Source organism: Dyella nitratireducens, assembly GCF_014642835.1.
GTDB classification, from domain to species: Bacteria; Pseudomonadota; Gammaproteobacteria; order Xanthomonadales; family Rhodanobacteraceae; genus Dyella_B; species Dyella_B nitratireducens.
This window is the reverse complement of the sequence record NZ_BMJA01000004.1, coordinates 68,688-86,958: the sequence shown is the minus strand read 5'-3', so window position 1 is coordinate 86,958 and position 18,271 is coordinate 68,688. Positions and strand designations below refer to the sequence as shown.

Sequence of the window (18,271 nt, the reverse complement as noted above, 5' to 3'; positions counted from 1 at the left end):
CACCAGCCTGTGCTTAAAACCCGAGTACGGCAGGTTCGGTCAGCTCGGGGCGGTCGCCGGCAAGCGCCTGCGCCTTGCCTCGATACTTCTCCCATGCCGACATCTGGCCCAGCGCCCGGTACACGCAGGCTTCCGTCCAGGCAACGCGCCAATCCAGCTCGCTCCAGCTCGAAAGACGGCCGCTGACCGCGACAGCTTGATCCACATTGCCTGTGCTGAGCAGCACCTGTGCGTACGGTTGTCCGACGCTCACGATGAGGTCGGGCACACCAAGCTTGTCGGCCAGAGCCATGGCGAGCTTCAGCTGTTCGAACGCCTGCTCGTGCTTCCCTTCACTCCATGCCTCAGCCGCTGTGGCACGCATCACGTAAAGCTCGATCCACTCGTCGTGCGCTGCAAGCGGCGCGGCCCAAGTCTGCATGGCAGCAACCGTGCGCTTGAGATCATCTGCTCTGCCGGCACGCAACAGGATGTTGATGTTGGTCAGCCATGCCTGCGCGATATTTCGCTTGTTATCGTCCTCCTTGAGCGCCGATCCATCCATGGCCCTAGTGATCCACGCCAACGCCGGTTGGGTTTCTCCGCGTTCCAGCGACAGTTCGGCCAGCAACGCTTGCGCCCATGCACGCTGCGCCGCTTCATCCGTGGATTTGAATTGCCCAAGCAATTGTTCCAACACCGCACTCGCCTCGGACGTACGGCCGCTATCAGCGAGTGCCACGGCGCGCAGAATGACCAGTGCTCGACGCACATAGTCGTCGCAAAACTGCATGTTTTTCTGTTCGAACGGCCAATACAGTTCTGTAGCAGCCAATTCATCGGGAAACTGCAGCAGCATCTTGTGTGAATAAACCAACCCTTGCAGCGGCATGGACAACAGCTCGCGCATGCCCATGCGCTGAAAATGTTCATAGGCCTGCTGCGACAACGTCAGTTCCTGGGCGAATTGCCCGCGCTGTTCGGCGATTTCGGCCATCGAGACGTCGACCTTCGATTGGCCCACGGTATCGCCCGCCAGCGTGTAATTGACGCGGGCAAGGCCAAGATCCATGGCTGCCTCATCCAGCTTTGCCTCAAAGAACTCAAGATGCGAGCGGTCCAGATAGGCGGTAGCCAATGCCTCGATATCCTTTTTCCCTTGCAGCAGGCGAACCGCTTCATTCAACGCTTCCTCGCCCTGCGCAAATTGATGCTTGCGGTAGTAGCTGTACCAAAGGCTGGTGAGCACTTTGCCGCGCAAAACCTGTTTGTCGGCTGGCAAGTGCTTTAGCAGATCATTGAACGCCTGTTCGCAACGCTCGACCTCGCCCGCATTGCAATGGAAATCCGCTTCCGCATAGACAAACTCAGGCGTCCGGCGCAAATCGGGCGGTGCTTGATCGATCAGCGATTTCGCGAGATCGGGATGACCCGCCAGCTGTGCAGCCTCAATACGCAGCAAATACTGCTGTTGCGAATCGCCACCATGCGGCGTTGAGCCGGCACCGTAGCCAAGCTGGGCCAGCAGCAGATCGCCTGCCGCGTGCGCCGCGCCTAGCACATCGGCAGATGAAGATTCCGCCTGCCAGCCATGTCCGTCGCGACTCTTCGCATCCAGATGCACATGCCAGGTGTTGTCGACCAGCGTGACGCGTGGGCTGATGACCAAGGCGAACGACGCCAGATCGCCGCCACTTTCCTTATCCTTCTGATTCAGCAAATTGAGTACGTTCTGGCTGCTTTCGGTGGGCACCTTGGCGGTGCGCAACTGGTTCGAAATCAGATCCATCATGCCGAGTTGCAGCCACTTCCAATCATCGGGACCTTGTACTGTCGCAGGCAGCACGATGGCCGAACTGTGATCGAATGGCAGCGCGGGTGTCGCTGCCCTGGCGCCGTGAAACTGCAGTCCCCAATACACTGCCGCCACGGCAACCGTAAGCAGCAAGGCGATCAGCAATGCAGGCCGCAGCCGCGTTGCACTTTGTGATGTTCTGGCGACGTGGGCGGCATCACTCGCTTCATCCATCGCCTGGACGTGTAGAGAAACCGGCTCGGACACCTGGACAACAATCGATGTATCCAGCATCCAGCGATAACCCACGCGCGGCACCGTCTTGATGCAATGCTGATCGTTGCCGGCATCACCCAGTGAGCGCCTCAAGCGCACGATGGTTTGCGCAAGCAGATTGTCACTGACGTCGGCGCGCCCCCATACGGCAGAAATCAGCTCATCTTTACCGACCGGCCGCGCGCGGTTCTCGATCAAATACACCAGGCAATCGAATGCGCTGGCCGGCAATGCAACCGACACACCGTTGCGGGTCAATTCCCGCGCAAGAGGATCAAGGCGACAATCGTCGAAGCAATAAACTGGATTCCCCATCAAGAAATTTTATCATCCAGGTTCGTAGACCCGTTATTTCAAACACTCAGGATGCGAACTGCGTAAAGTTTTGCTTGCCTGATAAATAACGCAATGCAGGTCATCAAATATCGCAATAACGATTGCATTCGACATTTCGTCACTTGCTTTGCTTTGTCTACGAATGGTTTTCGTTGCGCACTTCCATGCCGCACATGGCATCTCCGACTGTGTTGGGGGGTTCGCACCTCAACCTACGAACTGCACGCATTCCTGCTGTCAGGTCGAGCCCCCCTCCTCCTCAAGAGACAAAGACGTGCACGCAACACCGTGATCGGGTCCGCTTTTTATGCCCGCAGCGCACATCGGCTACGCGCTGTAAAATTTAATTCACACATAGTTATTAATTTATCTGGCGTACGCACACAGCGTCCGATGTCCTGAGAGGAACCTTTTCCATGACGTACCGCCCGAACAGGCGCGACGGTAAGAACCGTCGCGTCTCGCTGATTGCACTCTCCAGTTTGACCTTGGCGATCGGTCAGGCCTTCGCCCAATCCACGCAGCCGCCTGCTGGTAGCGATGGCACCAAACCTGCCAGCACAACGACGACACTTGAAGCGGTCCAGGTCACGGGCAAGACGTTGTCCGTCGAAAAGGCCATCGTGGAAAAACGTACTCTGCCGGTGATCTCGGATGGTATTTCCGCCGATGAAATCGGCTCCGTGCCCGACTTTGGCCTGGGCGAAGCCGTGCAGCGCATTCCTGGTGTGGCCATGACCATCAACAATGGACGTGGCGAAGCGCAGTTCCTTAATTTGCGCGGTCTCAATCCCGACTACAACTCGGTGATGGTGGATGGCATTGCCCTGCCCTCCACGGAGACCACGTCACGCAACGTATCCCTGGACGTACTGCCTGCATCACTCGCGCAGCAGGTCAGTATCTATAAAACGGTAACGGCGGACATGCCGGCTGATGCGATCGGTGGCGTCGTGAATCTGCGCACGCGCAGCGCTTTCGATCATCTCGGCCTGTTCGTATCCGGCCGTGCTGACTACGCGCATTGGGACAATTCGCGCGTCGTGGCACATTCAGGTCCATCCGGGCAGATCGAGAATACGCTCAGCGATACGTTTGGCAGCCAACGTCAGTTCGGCTTCCTCTTGTCCACCAGCTATTACCGCCGCGATTCCTCGTCGCTCGATACGGCGATGGACACGGATGGCTATTACAAATACACCGGTGGCACGCAAAAGCTGTCCTCGCTGGGCCAGAACAGTGCCGGCACGGGTTCCACGTTGTCCCCGAACAACAATGTAGACGGTCTGGTTGCAGTGCCCGACCGCCACCGCTGGCTCAGCTACGACAACGTTAGGCAACGCGAAGGCGTGCTGGGCAAGTTCGAGTATGACAATCACGAAAACCTGCAAGCCCACCTCACAGGCGGTTTCTTTCAACACGAGAACAACGAGTTGCGCCGCTCGCAATTCCTCGCACGCGTGGGGCCGGCCACGTTGACCTCCGATACCACAGGCAGCTTTGCCAAAGGCGCCGCGCAGGTCGACTTCGATCATTACGATCAAGTGCGGCAGATCAAGTACGCAGAACTTGGCAGCAGTTTTGAACCGGACGAACGCAGCCAATGGGATCTTGTTGCCAACTACGCCATCGGCAACTACCGGCAAACCACTCAGGAAGATGTACTCACCAGCGCGGCATCTTCCAAGCTGGGCTTCGGCTACGACGCCTCACCGGGCGGCGTAGCGCTGTTTACGCCGGCCAATCCCAGCTACTACATGAATCCGGCCAACTATCTGCAAACCAGCTACATGAATGCGCTGGAGCGCAGCAAGTCCGGTTTGCTCACCTTGAAGCTGGACTTCAACCACAACCTGCAGGAAGACGCGACGGGCTGGGGTTACAAGGCCGGCGTGCAGTACCGCAATCTGCAGCAGCGCTACGACTTGAACCAGATTGGCTACGCGCCGACGTCGGCCGTTTCGTTGGCGGCCATCGGCACCGAGGACGTCAATTTTCAGCCTTATGACGGCAATGGCCAGAACATGCTGCTGATCGATCCGGCCAAGGTCACGCAATACGTCATCGATCACCCTGGCCTGTACGCACCGGTGTCCACCAACGCGCGGACCAGCGCCATCAGCGACTTCAATATCCGCGAGGCGACTACCAGCGGCTATGCCATGGCCGGTTACCACGACGAGCAGTTCATGAGCGTGGTCGGCTTACGCTACGAAGACACCTCGCAAGACGTGCAGAACACGCAGCCCAATCCACTCAACAGCCTCACCAACTTCGCCAAGATCGACAATCTTCATCATTACGGCAAGCTGCTGCCATCGACGATCCTGGCGTACAGCTTGCAACCTGATCTGATATTGCGCGCCGGCGCGAGCGAAACCCTTGCACGTGCCTCGTACGCCGCACTGGCGCAGAACAGCGCGCCAACGGTTAGCCTGGCCGGCAACACCATCTCGCAAACCATCGGCAATCCAAACCTGGTACCACGCAAGTCCACCAACTATGACCTGTCGCTGGAATGGTATCCGGCTAGTGACGCGATGCTTTCCCTGGCGGCATTCCAGAAACGCATCCAGCATGAAATCGTCAACCTGACTACGACCACTTCCGAGACCAATCCTGACGGATTGACCGGCACGTATCTGGTCACCACGACCGAGGCACAGAACGCCAGCACCGCCAAGGTGAAAGGGCTGGAGTTCGGCGCCACCAAACTGCACTTCGATTTCCTGCCGGGGGTGTTGAGCCACCTCGGCGCTACCTTCAATGCCACCTTGCTGGACATGGATGGCTCCGCCATCACCATGAAAGATGGCAGCCAACGGCAGCTGCCGATGTTGGTCGGCGCGGCCAAGCATTTGCTCAATGCATCGCTGCTGTACAACCAGGGACCTTTCAGCGCGCAGGTCAGCGCCAACCACACCGGCAAGATGCCGATCAGTTTTGCCACGGACAACGCCGTCAACGATATCTACTACGCACAAACGCAAACCTACGATGCGCAACTGCGTTACCTCTACAACTCGCACGTGAGTTTCCTGTTGCAGGGCAAGAACCTCACCAATGCGCGCCCCACTCGCGTGCTTGGCCCGGATCAAAGTTTGATCAAGGAAGAGCTGGACAACGGCCGCGCGTATTACCTGGGGGTTACCTATGTTTTGTAAGCGTCCTCTTTCCGCGTTGCTGCATGCTTGCCTGGCAACCGGCCTTGCCGCGGGCATCGTGCATGCGGGAGATTCCCTGCCCGCTTCCTCAAGCAGTTCGGCCACCGCGATTCCCGTCGTGGCCAGCTCCACCTGCTGGGATATGCAGCCTGGCGACGTGCTGGCGGCGTTGCGCCAATGTACGCATAAACACATGCCGTTCATGACGCTCGCCGTGCGCCAAGGTGCGGACGGCCAGCTTTATGCTGCGACCGATTACGCCACTGACGCCTGCCAACCCAGCGCTGCTTGTGTGCCCCTGAGCGAAGCGTTGCACCTGCAGCCAGCACCACATCTGCTGCTGCAGGCAGCGCCGTCCACGCTGGATGACCTGCAAGCAGCTATCCGTGATGCAGCCGCTGACACACGCGTGCTGGTGCAGCCCATGCTGCAACGGCCTACGGGCAACAGCTCGCCCATCACAATCCGTTCCGGTCTTCGCTACTGGCATCAACAGGCAACGCAGCCACGCCCGATGATGATCCACATCCTTGAAATTTCATTGGATACACGCGGACTCGCCTTCGTCGTCACGCCCGGGACGCCGAAAGACGGCAACGAATTCGTCGTGGAAAAGACCACGCATTTCGCCGCACGCGAACAACTGGACGCTGCCATCAACGCCACTTATTTCCGCCCGTTCGACGGCGGACATCTGCTGGACAAGCCCTATGTGCCGGCCTTAGGCCAGGGTGTGGTGGTGGATGGCATCTCGATGGCACATGGTCACGTGGATTCCGACTACACCAGCCCTGATACGCGTTCGAACGGTTCCCTGTGCATGCATGGGCACGACGCTTACATCACCACGGCGCGTTGCTCCACGCAGACTACCGAAGCCGTCGGTGCCGGGCCGGTACTGATGCTTCATGGCAAGCCGCTGCCGCTGGAAAACAAACGGCACGATTACTACGCCACGCCCGAGCCGCGTACGGCCATTGCACTGGACAAGGCGCGCAAGAAAATGTGGTGGGTGGTGGTGGATGGCCGCCAGTCGAACTACAGCGAAGGCATGACGCTATCGGAACTCACATCGTTGCTGCAGCAACTGGGCGCGGACTCGGCGATCAATATGGATGGCGGTGGCTCGTCCACGATGGTGTTGCGGCAGGATGGAAAATTTGCGATTGCCAACAGCCCGATCCATACCGGCATTCCAGGCCGGGAGCGGCCGGTTGGCAATCATCTGGGCATTCGCATCGACGTGTTGCCGTAAAGTAAGAAGGCTGGGTAACGCAACGACACTCGCCATCATGTCCAGATGCTGTCGTTCCCGCGAAAGCGCATTGCTGTCCGGGGAAATTTTGCGGAAAAAGTAGCGAGCATTTAAGGGGCAACACCTTTGCATGATTCGCGCAGCAAGCGACTTAAAAAAGTTTGCTCAACGCGATATCCACGAGTGAACCGGAAATGCCCCCTCCCCTGCTTGCAGGGGAGGGCTGGGGTGGGGTGAGGCGAGCGAAGCTCGCTTCCCGCTACGCGGGAATGGATAAGAAACATGATGGAATCTCTGGCGAGGTTGCTTCACCCCACCCCAACCCTCCCCTACTACACGTAGGGGAGGGGGCCGATCCGGCAAGCCAAAAACTTCCCCGGACAGCAGTGCGCGAAAGCGGGAATGACGGCCCTGAGGGAATACGTCATTTCATGGCAACCGATTTATTTCGCAACTCCCAGTGACATAATCCGCGTTTCGCCAGAACTCCAAAAAGAAGGCCTCATGTCTGCCACCATTCCGTTTGCGGGCAAGTTACATCGCAGCTTTCTGCGTGGCGATGATCCCGACGCCACGGTTTCGGCGAACGAGCGCGAACTGCTGGATCTCGTACGCAAAAGCGGCACCACCACGCGAGCCGAACTGGGACGCGCCACCGGGCTTACTGCGCAATCCGTGATGCGCCTGGTGGATGAATTGGTCGAGCGCGGCATGTTGCAATTCGGCGACGCCGTACCGCAGGAAGGCCGCGGCAAACCAGCCATGGCCGTGAGCCTGCGCGCCCATTACGCCTATGCCGCCGGCGTGTCGATCACCACCGATTCGGTCGCCTTGGCGTTGATGGATTTTGCCGGCAACCTGCTAGCTCATCACGACGAACCGATGCCCGCGCTCGGCCGGGCGGCTCTGGTGCGTCGCGTGCGTACGTTACTCGAACGCCTGCTAAGCAAGGCACGTGTCAACGAACGCCGCCTGTTTGGTGTCGGCCTCGGTATCACCGGTTTCTTCATTGGTGACGGTGCCAAGGTCAACCCGCCATCTCCACTGGACGAACTCGCGCTGGTGGATCTGGATACGCTGTTCGCGGATGCATTGAATCATCCGGTATGGCTGGACAACGACGGCAGCGTCGCGGCCATCGGCGAAAGCCTGCATGGGCTGGGGCGGCAATATCGCGACTTCGCCTATTTCTATTTTGGCCACGGCTTCGGCGGCGGCCTGGTGATGGATGGCCGTTGCATCCGTGGCGCACATGGCAACGCGGGCGAGTTCGCCGGCATGCTGCCGCGGCTAGGACTCGAACGCGCGGCGCTGGAAACGTTGCGCACACAACTCAACGAGGATGGCTTGCAACTGCCGGACATCCAGTCGCTCATCGATCAGTACGATCCAAGCTGGCCGGCCATCGAAACCTGGATCAAACGCGTAACACCTGGCTTGTCGGTCATCGCGTCGTCCGTGGTGGCAATCATCGATCCGCAGGCGATCGTACTCGGTGGCCGGATTCCGCAAGACCTCGCCAACCGCCTCATCCCCCACATCGTCATCGACAACCTGTCACGCCGCGGGCACACGCGTCCGGTGCCACACCTTCTATGCGCACAGACTCCTTACGATGCAGTCGCGACAGGGGCGGCCAGTCTTCCGTTCAAAGAGTGCTTTTTCCGCTGAAACAACTCACTACGCGTTCGTCATGAACTGCAGGAAAGCATCGAACAGCCCGCGCGATGCTTGGCCCATTCGGGACGCTTTTCTGCAAAACGCTCGCGTCCTGGCTGTTCTTCGTAAGGGTGACGCAGCACGTCGAGCAAAGTATGGATATCGTCGTAGTCGCCTTGCGTCGCGCGATCGATCGCTTCCTGGGCGAGATAATTGCGTAGCACGTAACAGGGGTTGGCAGCGTTCATGCATTGCACGCGTTGTTCCGGTGTCCACGTATCTTCGCGCACCCGTGCCGCGTAATCGTCCAGCCAGCGCAGGAAATCGGCTTCCGCGGATTCGCGCTTGGCACCGTCGTAGAACGCATGACGTAGTGGTGCCAGTTGCGGTGCGTGTGGATCAACGCGACTGAGTGCGCGGAAGAACAAAGTCATGTCCACTTCCGCCTTTTGCATCAGTTGCTGCAACGTTTCCATGCGCGTGACATCGTCGTCGCGGCACGCCGAGAACCCGAGCTTGGCGGCAATATCACGACGCGCCTGCAAGCTGTATTCGGCCACGTAGCGATCCAACCCCGCCTGCAACGGTGCGATGTCGCCAAACAACGGTGCAATGGCTGCCGCGAGACGGCTGAGATTCCACCACGCCACATTGGGTTGCTGACCGAAACGGTAGCGGCGGCGCATGGCATCGGTCGTGTTGGGTGTCCACTCTGGATCGAAATCATCAATCCAGCCATACGGACCGTAATCGATGGTGAGGCCGAGTACCGACATGTTGTCGGTATTCATCACACCATGTACGAAGCCGACGCGCATCCAATGCGCGATCATGATGGCCGTACGTGCGCAAACGTCGGCAAACCAATCGGCGTAGTGCGTTTCGACGCTGCCGCCCAGATGCAGAAAGTCGCGGCGAATGGTGAAGTCGACCAACTGGCGCAGCAGATCGATCTCACCACGTGAAGCCGGCAACTCGAAATGCCCGAAGCGAATGAACGACGGCGCCACGCGGCAGACGATCGCACCCGGCTCGTCCTGCGGGTGGCCGTCGTAGAACATGTCGCGTTCCACGACGTCGCCCGTCACCACCAGGCTCAGTGCACGCGTGGTCGGCACCCCGAGATGATGCATGGCTTCGCTGCAAAGAAATTCGCGGATCGACGAACGCAGTACCGCGCGTCCGTCTGCTCCGCGCGAATACGGCGTGCTGCCTGCACCCTTGAGCTGCAGCTCCCAGCGTTTGCCTTGCGCCGTCACCACCTCACCCAAGGAAATGGCCCGCCCATCGCCTAGCTGCCCGGCCCACACGCCGAACTGGTGCCCGCCGTAATTGGACGCCCATGGCTGCATGCCTTCGAGCACGCCATTGCCGCCGAACACGTGCGCAAAAAACGGGCTGGCGATGTCGGCATCCGTGAAGCCCAACTCCGCCGCCATTTCAGGCGACCAGGCGACAGCACGCGGCGCCGACACGGGACTCGGATCCACCCGTGAATACAGCGCGCCCGCGACTTGGCGAGCGCCGTGGCCACGATCCGGATCACCCGGCAATTCACGAACGAACGTGTTATCGAACTTGAGTGGTGTAAGTGTCATAGAAACGATATTCGGGCGATGCCAGCTTGGTGCAAGGCAACAAAAATGCGAGCCGCCTCACGATCTTCACGGTACCTATACATCTGCGGTTAAAGCTTGGTACAGTTTGCTCGCGGCTACGCAGGGGTAGTCGATGGAGTGAACAACTATGCACATGCTTCTCGCTCGTTCCGCCTTTGTACGCGGAATGCAGCTGGTAGCAGGGATGCTTTCAAACCACACGCAGGACACTCACACGCCGGCCGTCAATGACACGCTTGCGGAATTCAAGCTGGTCTCCTGGACATCCAACGCACGGTCGCGACGCGAAGACGAACTGGCCCGCAGCCAGATGCAAATCGAGCCTTGAATGACGATGCCGACGGCTCACGCAGCTGTCGGCTCAAAGAGTCGCGCGATGTCATTGGCGTAAAGCTGACGCCACTCACCCGATGGCAAGTCCTGCAGCTGCAACTGCCCAATGGCCGTGCGCTGCAAGGTTTCCACGTGATTGCCGGTGGCAGCGAACATCCGGCGCACCTGGTGATAGCGCCCTTCCGTGATCGACAGCCGCGCATGCCGCGGCCCAAGCACGTCCAGCTTTGCCGGCAACAATGGTGTGGTTTCCGATTCCAGCATCAGCGTGCCGCTGGCAAATAGCGCTTCTTCGTCGCCGCTGAGATCCTGCGCAAGCGTGGCCTCGTACACCTTGGTGATGTTCGCGCGCGGCGAGATGATCCGGTGCAGCAGCGCACCGTCATCGGTGATGAGCAGCATGCCGGATGTATCACGGTCCAGCCGGCCAACGGTGGACAGTGCCGGGCTGCGCTGTCGATAGCGCGGTGGTAGCAAGTCATACACCACGCGGCCTGGATCCTTGCGCGAACACGTCACGCCTAACGGTTTGTGCATCATCAGGATGATGCCGGCGGGCGGATCGAGCGGCTCGCCATCGATATGGATCTGCGCGTGCTCCACCTTGTCATCAGCGTACAGCACCTCACCCTCGGGACTAGTGATGCGTCCTTCGCGGAACATCCATGCAACGTCCTTGCGGCTGCCATAGCCGAGATTGGCGATCAGCTTGACCAGCCTCATGCGCGTATGCCTCTTGCTTCGATGACTTTGAAACCATCCTGCACGACCACGGTACGCACGTGTTCGAAGTGCGTCGCCAGCGTGGCTTCGTAAGGCAGGTGACGATTGGCCACCAGCCACAAACTTCCGTGCGGCAGCAGGGCGTGCGCTGCCTGCGTGATGAAGGCACGGCCCAGGTCCGGCAAATCCGCCCTGCCCTGGTGGAAAGGTGGATTGCAGACCACCGCATCGTAATGGCGTTCCACGCCCTGGGTAACGTCATGCCAGTGCAGTTCGAACGCAAGCTCACGCGCGTGTTCGTGCATAGCATGCTCGATATTGAGCCGCGCCGGCTCCAACGCACGCGCTTCGGCTTCATAGAGATCAAGCACGGTGACGCTCGGGCAACGCGCGACGATCTGCGCAGCGAGATAACCGTAGCCCGCGCCGAAGTCGGCGACGCGGCCGTGCAGATCTTCGGGCAGATGTTCTGCGAGCAAGGCGGACGCGATATCCACGCGATCCCACGCGAACAAGCCGGGCCTGCTGACGTAGCCGGCGGCGTTGGCATGCGGACGATTGAGATTGAGCCACGCTTCAAGCAATGTTTGATCGCACGCGGTATCCGATACACCCCAGAACACGCGGCACTTGTGCTTGGAAAGATGACTCACCGAACCCAGCAACGCCGCAAGATCGGCTTGCGCGGATTTCGCACCCTCCGCGTTCGGCACGCACGCCACCACCACACCACCACCCTCGGCATGACGCGCCGCCTTGGCGAACCAGGTACGCGCTTCTTCACGTTGGCGCGGCGGCAGCAGCAGTACCAGGTTGAAGCGCGACTCGGCGTCGGCTTCGTCTACCTTGTAACCGCTGCGCACCAGCGTTTCCGCAAACGGCTTGAAGCTCTGTTCGTACACCCAATGCCGCTGCGCGACTTCGCGCAGGCGAAAGCCGTCGCGGGCACGCAGGAACAACACGCTGCCTTCAGTAGGCAGGTGCAGCGAGCCATCCGTGAGAGGTAGGAAGAGTGCGTCCAGTACCGCTTCGGGCGCGGATGCGTGAAAACCGGGCGTGGTCAAACGGAAGTGTCCGGTGAAAACAGAGCGCGTATTTTATGCGTGTACTGCAGAAGGCGCTGCGGTCCCTAGATGTCCCGAGTCCATCGTCGCCCAGGCAAAAGCCGGGGCAACGAATCCGGAGGCTTCAGCTGTTGCGCCCCATCCGCGCAATCCACCGATACATCGCAAACGTCACCGCCACAAAGGCGATGCTGCCAATCCACACCGATGCATTCTCAAAGCTGTCACCCACCAGCGCGAGCGGCGCGGGCTTGCCGGAGAACACCACGATGGCCGCCACCAGCACGCCGATGATGCTTTCGCCGACGATCAGGCCGGATGCCAACAACACGCCAAGCTGCTTGGTGGCTTCCGCCTTCGGCGTGCGGTCCGCACGCTTGTCGAAATACCAACCGACGATGGCGCCCACGACGATCATCAAGGTGGTGGAAGTCGGCAGATACATGCCCAGCCCCACCGCAAGGGGTGGCAGGCGCACGGATTTGGTGGTGCCCGCGAGAATCGCATCCAACACGATCAAGCCCACACCAATGGCTGCGCCGATGCCGATCAGGCTCCAATCGATGTTGTTCTGGATCACGCCCTGCGCCAGCGCGGAGATCAAACCAGCCTGCGGTGCGGGCAGCGCATGCGCAGGGTCCACGCCCGGCGCACCGAGGAAACCGTAGGCCTTGTTGAGCAGATCCAGCACCGGCGGAATCACAATCGCACCGGCGATCACGCCGATCACCAGCGCTGCCTGCTGGCGCCATGGCGTGGCGTTCACCAATTGGCCGGTCTTCAGATCCTGCAGATTGTTGTTGGCGATCGCCGCCACAGCGAACACCACCGAGGTGATGAACAGCGCAAAGGCCACCAGCGCCTTGCCCGAATCCGCCGGCAGGTCGGACTTCACACCCGCCACCAGCAGCAGCGCGGCAATGATCACCACCAGGATGCCGATGCCGGAGAGTGGACTGTTGGACGAACCGATCAGGCCCGCCATGTAGCCGCACACCGTCGACACCAGGAAGCTGAGGATCAGCACGAACAGCACGCCGCCGATCACCAGCAGCGTGGTGTGCGAAGCCAGTCCGCTGATCACGCTGAAGTGTCCCAGCAGGTAGGCGACCGGAATCATGCAGAGCAGCACGATGATGCCGACGATGCCGATCGGCATGTCCCGCTCGGTCAGCGGCAGCGTGTCGCCCTTGCCGGACTTGCGCACGCGCGACGCAGCCATCGCCGACGTGAGACCGCTGACGACCGGCTTGACCAGCTTGAGCAGGGTCCAGATGGCCGCCACGCCGATCGTGCCTGCGCCGACAAAGCGCACGTATTTGCTCCAGATGCCCTGCGCGACATCCGCCACATCGCCGGCAGCCGGATGCAGCAGGCTGAAATGCGGCACCGCCCAGCCCCAGCTGATGATGGCGCCGACCAGCATCGCAATGCCCACCCACAGGCCCACCAGGTGCCCCACCGCAAACAGCGCGAACGAAAGCGAAAAGTCGTAGCCGCTGGTCGCGCCGCGATCGCCGACGCGGAAGTACTGCGCGAGATCCGAGGCGAACAGCTTGGTCTGCACCACCACGTAGAACAGCGCCGAGACGATCGAACCGACCACGACCGCCTTGAGTCCTGCGCTACCGCCCTCCACCGCGGCCGAGCCGGAGGCTTCCACCGCTTCGCCGGAGCCCACCTTCAGCACCTCGGCGCAGGCCACGCCTTCCGGATACGGCAAGTCGGAATCGGTGACCAGCGCGCGGCGCAGCGGGATGGTGTACATCACACCGAGAATGCCGCCCGCGGCGCAGATGCCGAACGACACCCAGAACGGAAAGCCGGTCCACCAGCCAACGATGATCAGGCCCGGCAGCACGAAGATGATCGAGGACAGCGTGCCAGCCGCCGAGGCGACGGTCTGCACGATGTTGTTCTCTTGGATCGTCGCGTTCTTCATGGCGCGCAGGATGGCCATGGAGATCACCGCCGCCGGAATCGAGGTGGCGAAGGTCAGGCCGGCCTTCAGGCCGAAGAACACGTTGGCCGCTGTGAACACCAGCGTGATCACGATGCCGATGATCAGGCCGCGTACGGTGAGTTCGGCGCGTGGCGCGCCGGGTCCGGGTACTGCATTCACGGGTGGTCTCCCCAAGATGTCCAGCTAGCAAGATTAGCGTGGATCACTCAGGGGATGTTGCCGCGCTGCAGTGTGTCCCGGTTTCGTAGGCTGGGGTGCAAACCCCAACCCCGGCACGCCCATACAGCGTGATGTTGGGGTTTGCACCCCAACCTACACGACGTCATCGACGCCCAATTTTGCGAATGTCCCCACGCATTTGCGCGGCAATATCTTCTGCGCCATCGGCCAGCAGCTTCGGCAATGCCTGGGCATAAGCCTGATCGCCCCCGCCACCGGCCACCGACGCGGATGGCTGCGTCTTGTAATCATGCTCGGCCTCAAAGCCGTGCGCCCACAGCGAGCAGTGCACGCCGAGCTCCATGGCGACGTTGCCGGGCGACTTGTCTTCATCGACGCGCAGGCTGGTGGTGAGGCCACTGCAGGTCACGACCAGGTCCTGCACGTAACTGGCAGCCAGCTGCCCACCGAGCTGCGATTGCACGGCCGTCGCCAGGTTCGGCGAAGGTTCCAGCGTGAGCTTGTGATCGAGCCCGCGCACATCGAGCTTGTCCGCACCGCCCGTAACAGTCAGCCAAGGCGCCGTGCCCGGTTTCACCAGATCGCCGATCGCTGCAGCCTCGTGCACGTTCTGTCCACCGCAGGCACTGAGCAGCGCTGCTGCGGTGGCGATCACCAAAAAGCGTTTCATAGGTAACCCCTGTCTCCCCAAAATCAGCGCCGAATTTAATGCAGCGCAGCAACCGCATCAACGCCTGGCCACTCATAACGTGATCCATGCCTTTGGGCACAATGCCGCGGGCGCGTGCTTGGCTACCCTTGTGAGATTTGATGTTCTCGAAGGAGCCCTCGTGCGCAAGACCCTGCCATTCGCCCTGCTCGCTGCACTGCTCGTCACCGCAGCACCCTTGGTTCACGCCGATGACGATGCCAAGCCCGCATCCACGCAAGATGGGGGGAGTGCCGATACTCTCCATTTGCCGCCGCTGCCAGCCGACGCGCACGTGAGCCAAACCGCTGAAATCGATGGACACACGCTGCATTACACCGTCACCGTCGGCAAACTGCCGGTGCGCGACGAGAAAGGCACGGTGACCGGCGAGGTGGTGTTTACGGCTTACACGATGCCCGGCAAGAACCGTCCGGTGACCTTTGCACTCAATGGTGGACCCGGTGCTTCGTCGGTGTACCTCAATTTCGGCGCGATTGGCCCGAAGCGGGTGAATTTCGGGGTGGAGGGCTCCAACCCTTCCGACCCGGCAGTGTTGCATGACAATCCCGGCACCTGGCTCGGCTTCACCGACCTGATCTTCATCGATCCGATCGGTACCGGCTACAGCCGTGCCTTGGTACCGCAGGACAAGGCCACCAAGCTTTTCTACAGCACCGACAATGACATCACGTACCTGTCGCGCATCGTCTACGACTGGCTGGTGAAGAACGGCCGCATGGAATCGCGCAAGTATCTGGTCGGTGAAAGCTACGGCGGCTTCCGCGGACCGCGCATTACCGAATATCTGCAGACACAGCTCGGCGTGGCAATGAACGGCGTGGTGCTGCTGTCGCCGTATCTGGATGCCGCGGCCTCCGACAACGAAAACGTCTCGCCGCTACCGTGGATGTTGACGCTGCCTTCGATTGCCGCCGCGCATCTGGAGCGCGACCACCAGCTGACGGCCGAAGCAATGGCGCCAATCATCGACTACACACGCGGTGACTACGCAGTCGCCTTGATGAAGGGACACACCGATCCGGCCGCCACCGATGCAATGATCAAGAAAGTGACCGAACTGACCGGCCTCGATCCGGTGTTCGTCAAGCGCTCCGGCGGACGCCTGGAAACACAGGCTTATCTGCGCGAGGTATATCGCAGCGAGGGCAAGCTCGGCAGCCGCTACGACTCCAACGTCACCGCGTGGGATCCCTTCCCCTATGCACCGCACCAGGTCGGCGGCGACCCGATCCTCAACGGCATCATCGCGCCGACCACCACGGCGATGGTCAACTTCGTCACGCAGACCGTGGGCTGGAAATACTACGGCCGCTACAACGCGCTGAGCTATGACGTGAACAAGGCCTGGCACGAAGACGATGACGCTAACGAGGGCTCGGCGAAACAGCTGCGCGAAGCCGTCGCCAACGATCCCAACCTGCACGTGCTGATCGCACACGGCTGGGACGATCTGTCCTGCCCGTTCATGGCCTCCGTCCTGATCGTGGATCAGATGCCGGACATGGGCGATCCGACACGCGTACAGGTGAAGGAATATCCCGGCGGTCACATGTTCTATACGCGGCCGTCCAGCCAGGCGGCTTTTCTTCAGGACGTCAAGACGATGTATGGCGCGCGCTGATCAGCGCGGTTGGAGCGTGCCCGGATCCACATCCGGATGACGCTCCCGCCACGCTGCCAGGGCTTGGCGATAGTGCTGCCGCGCCTCCTCGTACAGGTCGAAGATGCAGGGATCGCAACCGTTGCCGCAACAATCGCCGGCATCGGGCTCGACCGGTGGGCGCGGCGGCGGATCGTCGCGTAGCAGGTGTTCGTTCGGGGAAGGCGTGTCGTTCATGCGCACATGGAAATCAGACATCATCAACATGGTAGCCCGCCGCTGCGGCATCAAGCACAGCGGCGCATCATCGATTCATTGTGGGAGTGCACCGATGCATAACATTCCGTTTCGTCCAGGCCGATGGATGGCCGTACTGCTGTTGCCGTTCCTGTGTGCGGCAACCAGCATTGCTACGGCAGACGCTCCGCCGTCGCCTTACCGCATCGTCGGCTACGCCACCGGCTGGGAGCCCGGACAGACCAAGGACGTCGGCAAGATCGACACGCTGATCTTCGCGTTCGCGCAACTCAAGGATGGCCATGTGATGCTCGACAACGAACACGCTGCAGGCCTACAGAAACTGCTCGCGCTCCAGTCGGACAACCCCAAGCTCAAGGTGGACGTATCGGTAGGCGGCTGGAGCGTGGGCGGTTTCTCCGAAGCAGCCAGCACGGCCGAAGGACGCCAACTGTTCGCCGACACCGCCGCACAAATGCTCTCCACGCAGCATGCGGATGGCCTCGATGTGGATTGGGAATACCCCGGCCATCACGAGTCGGGCATCAAGTCCAGCCCCGAAGACAAGACCAACTTCACCCTGCTGCTCAAGGCAGTCCGCGCCAGCCTGGATCGTATTGGCCAGAAGGATGGCAAGCACTACACGCTGAGCGTGGCGATTGCCGATGGCCCCTTCGTCAGCGGCGTCGACATTCCGGCGATCAATCCCTTGCTGGATTGGTTCAATCTGATGACCTACGACTTCGTCAACGCCAATACACCCACGACCGGCCATCACACCGGCCTGCACGCCTCGCCGCTGATCAAGGGCGACGGCCGCACTACCGACCGTGCCGTGCAGCAGTTCCTCACCGCCGGCGTGCCGCCGCAGAAGCTACTGATTGGCGCGGCGATGTATGGACGTGAATTCGTCGATGTGAAACCCGAGCACGATGGTCTGTATCAGACCTATGGCAAGTTCCAGAGCATGCTCCCGTGGCCCGTGTTGAAGCAGCACTTCATCAACAAGCAAGGCTATGTGCGTCACTGGGATGATGCCGCACAGGCGCCGTGGCTATGGAACGCCAAGACGCACAGTTTCATTACCTATGATGATCCGCAGTCGATTACTGCCAAGGCCGCTTATGTCAAGGCGGAGCATCTGGGCGGGATCATGTATTGGGAGCAGACGACCGATCCCACGGATGAATTGCTGGATGTGATGTGGAAGAGGTTGAGTAACTAATGCGTTACGTCACTACTCCCTCCCCTGCTTGGCAGGGGAGGGCCGGGGTGGGGTTGCATGGGCTTGCCGCACAATTTGAATTCACAGCGAGATTCGCTTCACCCCACCCAAACCCTCCCCTACAGCACGTAGGGGAGGGTTTAGATCGCGC

The 18,271-nt window shown here is 60.5% G+C and carries 13 protein-coding genes; 6 read left to right on the top strand and 7 right to left on the bottom strand.

From position 1 onward, the window contains the following. Positions 1–13: 13 nt before the first annotated feature. On the bottom strand, positions 14–2,365 hold the full coding sequence (locus IEX75_RS19155) for a winged helix-turn-helix domain-containing protein (protein ID WP_188796763.1): 2,352 nt from the start codon (positions 2,363–2,365) through the stop codon (positions 14–16). Between the two features lie 437 nt (positions 2,366–2,802). On the opposite strand from IEX75_RS19155, the gene IEX75_RS19150 reads away from it, so the two are divergent. The 3 genes from IEX75_RS19150 (at position 2,803) to IEX75_RS19140 (ending at position 8,476) form a co-directional block, all read left to right on the top strand. Next, on the top strand, positions 2,803–5,550 hold the full coding sequence (locus IEX75_RS19150) for a TonB-dependent receptor (protein ID WP_188796761.1): 2,748 nt from the start codon (positions 2,803–2,805) through the stop codon (positions 5,548–5,550). After that, positions 5,540–6,805, top strand: coding sequence for a phosphodiester glycosidase family protein (locus tag IEX75_RS19145; RefSeq protein ID WP_188796759.1), 1,266 nt, complete (start codon positions 5,540–5,542; stop codon positions 6,803–6,805). Before IEX75_RS19150 ends, IEX75_RS19145 begins: the two co-directional genes overlap by 11 nt. A 504-nt stretch (positions 6,806–7,309) precedes the next feature. Then, complete coding sequence (locus tag IEX75_RS19140; protein WP_188796757.1) at positions 7,310–8,476, top strand: ROK family transcriptional regulator; 1,167 nt, start codon at positions 7,310–7,312, stop codon at positions 8,474–8,476. 20 nt (positions 8,477–8,496) lie between these two features. Here IEX75_RS19140 and IEX75_RS19135 read toward each other — a convergent pair whose 3' ends face one another. Beyond that, positions 8,497–10,062 (bottom strand): protein adenylyltransferase SelO, encoded by a 1,566-nt coding sequence (locus IEX75_RS19135; RefSeq protein ID WP_188796755.1) that lies wholly within the window; start codon positions 10,060–10,062, stop codon positions 8,497–8,499. A 205-nt stretch (positions 10,063–10,267) separates the two neighbouring features. Between IEX75_RS19135 and IEX75_RS19130 the strand changes: the two genes are divergently transcribed. Further along, positions 10,268–10,411 (top strand): hypothetical protein, encoded by a 144-nt coding sequence (locus IEX75_RS19130; RefSeq protein WP_188796753.1) that lies wholly within the window; start codon positions 10,268–10,270, stop codon positions 10,409–10,411. A 17-nt stretch (positions 10,412–10,428) separates the two neighbouring features. Here the strand turns inward: IEX75_RS19130 and IEX75_RS19125 are convergent, their stop codons facing one another. From IEX75_RS19125 to IEX75_RS19110, 4 genes are all read right to left on the bottom strand, one after another. Continuing rightward, complete coding sequence (locus IEX75_RS19125; protein ID WP_188796751.1) at positions 10,429–11,139, bottom strand: pseudouridine synthase; 711 nt, start codon at positions 11,137–11,139, stop codon at positions 10,429–10,431. Next, positions 11,136–12,203: a class I SAM-dependent methyltransferase gene (locus IEX75_RS19120; protein ID WP_188796749.1), complete on the bottom strand. Its 1,068-nt coding sequence runs from the start codon at positions 12,201–12,203 to the stop codon at positions 11,136–11,138. Before IEX75_RS19120 ends, IEX75_RS19125 begins: the two co-directional genes overlap by 4 nt. A 124-nt stretch (positions 12,204–12,327) precedes the next feature. After that, complete coding sequence (locus tag IEX75_RS19115) at positions 12,328–14,325, bottom strand: OPT family oligopeptide transporter (protein WP_188796747.1); 1,998 nt, start codon at positions 14,323–14,325, stop codon at positions 12,328–12,330. Between the two features lie 163 nt (positions 14,326–14,488). Continuing rightward, positions 14,489–15,016, bottom strand: coding sequence for a hypothetical protein (locus IEX75_RS19110; protein WP_188796745.1), 528 nt, complete (start codon positions 15,014–15,016; stop codon positions 14,489–14,491). A 160-nt stretch (positions 15,017–15,176) separates the two neighbouring features. On the opposite strand from IEX75_RS19110, the gene IEX75_RS19105 reads away from it, so the two are divergent. Then, a complete protein-coding gene (locus IEX75_RS19105; RefSeq protein WP_188796743.1) occupies positions 15,177–16,679 on the top strand; it encodes a S10 family peptidase in 1,503 nt (500 codons plus the stop codon). On the opposite strand, the gene IEX75_RS19100 is transcribed toward IEX75_RS19105, so the two are convergent. Beyond that, positions 16,680–16,925, bottom strand: a complete 246-nt coding sequence (locus IEX75_RS19100; RefSeq protein ID WP_423373013.1) for an oxidoreductase-like domain-containing protein — start codon at positions 16,923–16,925, stop codon at positions 16,680–16,682. A 64-nt stretch (positions 16,926–16,989) separates the two neighbouring features. On the opposite strand from IEX75_RS19100, the gene IEX75_RS19095 reads away from it, so the two are divergent. Continuing rightward, positions 16,990–18,120 (top strand): glycoside hydrolase family 18 protein, encoded by a 1,131-nt coding sequence (locus IEX75_RS19095; RefSeq protein ID WP_229720969.1) that lies wholly within the window; start codon positions 16,990–16,992, stop codon positions 18,118–18,120. The last annotated feature ends 151 nt before the right edge of the window (positions 18,121–18,271 follow it).